The organism is Streptomyces sp. CRN 30, assembly GCF_034105845.1.
Window position 1 is genome coordinate 1 of sequence record NZ_JAVRHI010000163.1, and the last position, 4,485, is coordinate 4,485.

At 75.3% G+C, this 4,485-nt stretch carries 4 protein-coding genes; 3 read left to right on the top strand and 1 reads right to left on the bottom strand.

What is annotated here, in order from left to right; genetic code table 11:
* From UW392_RS16150 to UW392_RS16160, 3 genes are all read left to right on the top strand, one after another.
* Positions 1–339 (top strand): CAP domain-containing protein (locus UW392_RS16150; protein WP_320775702.1); only part of this gene is annotated, 339 nt, incomplete at its 5' end.
* Between the two features lie 811 nt (positions 340–1,150).
* Entirely contained in the window at positions 1,151–2,437 is a 1,287-nt protein-coding gene (locus UW392_RS16155) for a cation:proton antiporter (protein ID WP_320775703.1), read from the top strand.
* A gap of 178 nt (positions 2,438–2,615) precedes the next feature.
* A complete protein-coding gene (locus tag UW392_RS16160) occupies positions 2,616–3,059 on the top strand; it encodes a hypothetical protein (RefSeq protein WP_320775704.1) in 444 nt (147 codons plus the stop codon).
* Positions 3,060–3,515: 456 nt separating this feature from the next.
* Here the strand turns inward: UW392_RS16160 and UW392_RS16165 are convergent.
* The coding region (locus tag UW392_RS16165; RefSeq protein ID WP_320775705.1) for a S1 family peptidase at positions 3,516–4,485 on the bottom strand (970 nt) is incomplete at its 5' end.

Genomic DNA, 4,485 nt, shown 5'->3' on the forward strand with positions numbered 1-4,485 from the left:
GCGCGGGCCGGCTGCCCCGCCGTGCGGGAGCACTCCGCGCTCACCCGGGCCGCCGGCGCGCACAGCCGCCACACGGCGCGCCGCGGGCGGCTCACCCACACCGGGGCGGACGGCCGCTCACCCGCCGAACGGATGCGGGCCGCGGGCTACGGCGTCCGTTCGGCGGGCGAGAACGTCACCGCGGGGTCCGCCGGCGCGGAGGCCGCCGTCCAGGCGTGGGCGGACAGCTCGGCGCACCGCTCCATCCTCCTGACCTGCCGCTACACCCACGCCGGGGTGGGCGTGGCACAGGGCCCCGGCGGCCCCTGGTGGACGCTGGACCTGGCGTCCGGGGAGTGAGCCGTGCCGTGAAGCCGGGCGGACAACTGATTTCGTGGGGCAGCAAACGGGCGTAAAAGAGCGGCAATTCAACGTTGGGTACGCCGGACAGGCTCGGTCCGTAAGCGCCCATGACGAATACGCGCCTTCCGGGACGGGACGGGACGGGACGGGACGGGACGGAAGAGATAGATTCGCGCGGCGCATTGCCTTCGGCGCCGGACCGGGCCATGATCCGATCGGTCGGCCACCCGTGTGGCGGAGTGTCCCGGTCCGGGCCCGGGGAAGCCGGGGACGGTACCCGGGCGTGCCGTCCTCCCACGTCCGGTACGACGGGCCGGACCACGGCCGGCTTTTCCGAACCGGCCACGGTCCGCCCCCGGCACACCCCCGGCACACCCCCGCCGTACCGGCGGCGCACTGGGTGTCCGCCCCCCTCGGAATTGGGTCCCGCCCCCGATGGCCCGCGGCGGCCCCGCATGTGACGGTGGAGGCACGCCGCGCCCCGGACTCCCGGGGCGGGGGAGGCGGTCGCGGAGCCCGGGTCCAGCCGGGGCGGAGGCGGCCGGGACCGCAGGGCGCACGCCGCGGTCCGGCCGGGCGCGCCGTCGCGCTCCGCGCCGGGGCGGCAGGCCGCCGTCGGACGTCGTCCAGTCCTTCCCGTACGGCCGTTCGCGCTCGCGTATCCGTCGCCGCCCGCCGGTGCCGGCCGGCGGTACCCGCACGCGGACGACCTCGCAGACCAGACAGTTGGACAGTTGAAGGAGGACCCGCATCCACCCCCGTCACGTGAAGCGATCCCGACTCTCCGCGCGGCCGAAGGCGGTGCGCCATGGGGCACGCTGACACCCTGCTCGCCATGGGCGGCGCGTTCCTGGCCGCCGCGTTCCTGGCCCGGCTCGGCGGCCGGATCGGACTTCCGACGATCCCGCTGTTCATGCTCGCCGGCATCCTGCTGGGCCCGCACACCCCCGGCATCGTCCTGGTCGAGGACGCGCACGACTTCGAGATGCTCTCGGCGCTCGGGCTGGTGCTGCTGCTGTTCTACCTGGGCCTGGAGTTCCACCTCGACGACCTCAAGAGCGGCGGCAGGCGGCTGCTGTCCGCGGGCGGCATCTACCTGATACTCAACGTCGGGGCCGGCCTCGGCTTCGGCTTCGCCCTCGGCTGGGGACTGCGGGAGGCGCTGGTCCTCGCCGGTGTGCTCGGCATCTCCTCGTCCGCGATCGTCACGAAGATCCTCATCGACACGGGGCGGATCGGCCGCCCGGAGACCCGGCTGATCCTCGGCGTCATCGTCGTCGAGGACATCTTCCTCGCGCTGTACCTCGCCGCCCTCCAGCCCGTCATCAGCGGTGCCGAGGGGTTCGGGGAGATGGCGCTGCAGGCCGGCAAGGCGTTCGGGTTCCTGCTGGTGCTGGCCGCCGCGGCCCGCTTCGGCACCCGGCTGGTGGGCCGTCTCGTCGCCACCCCCGACAACGAGTTGCTGGTCATCAGCTTCCTCGGCGCGGCGGTGTTCGTCGCGGGCGTCTCCGAGGTCCTCGGGGTCGCCGACGCGATCGGCGCGTTCATGGTCGGTCTGATCCTCGCCGGCACGCCGTCCGGTCCCCGTATCCGGGAACTGGTGCATCCGCTGCGCGACGCCTTCGCCGCCATCTTCTTCTTCGCCTTCGGCCTCGCCATCGACCCAGGCGACCTGGCCTCCGTCGCCGTACCGGTCGCCCTGGCGGCGGGGCTCACCATCGTCATGAACGTCATCGCGGGCCTCTGCGTGGCCCGCGTCTACCGCTACGGGGCCGAGCCCGCCGCCGAGATCGCCACCACGCTGGTCGCCCGGGGGGAGTTCGCGCTGATCCTCGCCGCGATGGCCGCGAGCGCGGGACTGGACCCGAGGCTCGCGCCCTTCATCGCCGGGTACGTGCTGGTACTCGCCGTCCTCGGACCGATCGTCGCGGGCCGGGCCCACGTACTGGCGTCCGGTCTGCGGGCCGCGGCGGCACTGTTCCCGGGCCGCGGCGGCCCGGTGCCGGACCGCTCCGGACGGGGCGCCGGTGCCGAGGACGACCGGGCGGGGACCGAGGCGTCCGAGACCCCGCAGCCCGCGGAGATCGAACGGTAGGCACCCGCCCGCGACATCGGCCGCTCCCCGGCGCTCAGGCACCGGAGAGCGGCCGACGTGTGCGGGGGTGGCATCCGGCCGCGCGGCGGACCGGCTCCACGCCGATGGGACAATCTGCCCGCAGGGTGGGCGGCCGACGCCGATGTCGGAGGGCCCGGGAGCGGAAGGAGCCGTGAGCATGGTCGAGTGGGTGCCCCTGGGCAGCGGCGCGAGGCCCGTCCCCCAGCCGATGGCGGCTCCCCTGATATGGACTGCGGCCTTCGGGGGCGCGCTCGCGCTGGTGGCCCTGGTGAACACCACGGTCGGTCCCGGCCGTCCGGTGCTCGCCCTGTCGCTGCTCTCGCTCCTCGCGGCCCTGCTCGGGCTCTGCGCGCGGTTCACGGCCGCCCCCGGCACGGCCGTGCTGTGCTGGCTGTCCCTCAACGGCTTCGCGATACCGCCCGCCGGCACCCTGACCTGGGCCGGCGCCCGCGACGCGGCGTGGCTGGCCTGTCTGTTCACCGCGACCCTCGTCGGCACGGCCCTGGCCCGCGTACGCCACGCCCGCGCCGCCTACCGCCGCCTGTCCACGGCGGGCGGCCGGTGGACGGGGGAGTCCCCCTACGGCCCGGCGGACGACTGAGAACCCCACCCGACACCGGCAAAGCGCAAGCCCCCACTACCGTCCGGTGCTCCCTCCGCCCCGCCGGAGCACCGGACCACCGGACGGATCTGCCTCCGCCCCGCCGGCTCGACCGGACGGTGCTGCCTTCGTCCCGCCGCCCCGCCGGCTCGACCGGACGGCTGCCTTCGTCCCGCCGGACCCGCCGGACCCGCCGGACCCGTCGTCCGGCGCTCCCTCCACCCCGCCGGGGCACCGGCACCACCGGACGACACTTCCCTCGCCCCGCCGGACCGCCGCCCCGGTCCGCCCGCCGAGAGGCCGGGGCCGGGTCGGGTGCCCGGCGTACCGGCGGCAGGCCAAGTGCGCGGGTGTCGGGCCGGGTGCGGAGGTGTCGGGGTGGGCCGTGTGCCGCGACGCAGGGGTCGCGCCCTGTGTCGCGGCACCCGCGTCAGGCCGTGCGCCGAGGCGTGGTGATCACGCTGTGTGCAGTGTCAGCCCGTAGCGGTTCAGGATCTCGTTGATCGGCTGGAACCACGTCTCCCCGCCGCTCGTGCAGTTGCCCCAGCCGCCCGACGTGACGCCCTGGGCCTGGTCGCCGCTGATGAAGGAGCCGCCCGAGTCGCCGCCCTCCGCGCAGACGCTGGTCTTCGTCATCTGGCGGACGGCACCCTGGCTGTAGTTGACCGTCTCGTTCTTGGCCAGCACCGTCCCGCAGTGCCAGTGGGTCGTGGAGCCGGAACGGCAGACCGACGCACCGATCGGCGCCTCTGCCGAGCCGCGCACGAGCTGGTCGGAGACGGTCCCCCAGCCGAGGACGACCGGCACCGTCCACCAGCCGCTGCCCACGCTGACCCAGGCGTAGTCGTTCTCCGGGAACGACGAGCCCTGGAACGTCCCGATGTACGAGCCGTCCCAGCCGCTCACCCCGGCACCGGCGCCACCGCAGTGACCGGCCGTCACGAACCCGCCGTGGACGGAGAAGCCGATGGAGCAGCGGACGTTGCCGGTGTAGTACGGGTCACCGCCGACCGTGCCCGCCGCGAACGTGCCCGGCGCCTCGGGCACCGTCCGCACGGTCACCGGACCGGCCTCGCGGGCCTGCCGGAGGAAGGCCCGGACATCGTTGTCGGCGCGCTCGCCGTCGACGACCTCGACGACCACCGTGTTGGCGGCGGGGTCGACGTGCCAGCTGCCGACGCCCTCGGGCGCGCTGAGCCGGTCGATGCGCGCCTTGGCCGCATCCAGCACGCGGGCGCTGTGCTCGACGGTGCGCACCTCCGCGCCGGTGGACGTGACGGCCCGGACCGTCGCCGCGTCCGCCCCGGCGGTGACGGCGACCGTGAGCCGGTTGCCGTCGGCGTCGAACCACGACCCGGCGAAGGCGTCGCCGGCGGCCCGGCGGGCCTCGGGTGCCACGTCGGCGGCCCGCCGCTCGGCGGCGAGC